A 598-nucleotide genomic window follows, 5' to 3' on the forward strand; every position below is an offset into this window, starting at 1 on the left:
GTGCCTCGGGGTTTTTTATGGGCGCGAGGTGGGGCGTTACACAGGCGCTGACCCACGGTCACAACCGATACAGCGGGGTGGGCACTCGCCAGGCTTTAATCCCAACCCCGAGGTGCGAACGTGCCTCGGGGTTTTTTATGGGCGCGAGGTGGGGCGTTACACAGGCGCTGACCCACGGTCACAACCGATACAGCGGGGTGGGCGCACTCGCGTTGCGCCCGAACGCCTTTAGGGTTGCGCGTAAGCCTCTTGAGGAGGCTGTGGCGCGGAGCCTGGCGTTTAGAACGCCGGTATATCGGTCTGGGTGCGGCCCAGGATCAGGGCGTGCACATCGTGGGTGCCCTCGTAGGTGTTCACCACTTCCAGGTTCACCATGTGGCGCATGATGGGGAATTCATCCGAGATGCCATTGCCGCCCAGCATGTCCCGGGCGGTGCGGGCAATCTGCAAGGCCTTGCCGCAGGAGTTGCGCTTGATCAGCGAGATCAGCCCCGGGGCGATCTGCCCGGCGTCCATCAACTGCCCGGCACGCAGGCAGCCCTGCAGGCCCAGGCTGATTTCGGTCTGCATGTCCGCCAGCTTCAACTGCACCAGCTGC

At 64.2% G+C, this 598-nt stretch carries 1 protein-coding gene; it reads right to left on the minus strand.

The features are described from left to right. Positions 1 to 279 precede the first annotated feature (279 nt). On the minus strand, positions 280 to 598 hold a 319-nt coding region (locus DDZ17_RS22205), incomplete at its 5' end, for an acyl-CoA dehydrogenase family protein (RefSeq protein WP_277749346.1).

Source organism: Parahaliea mediterranea, from assembly GCF_003402235.1.
GTDB lineage: Bacteria > Pseudomonadota > Gammaproteobacteria > Pseudomonadales > Halieaceae > Parahaliea > Parahaliea mediterranea.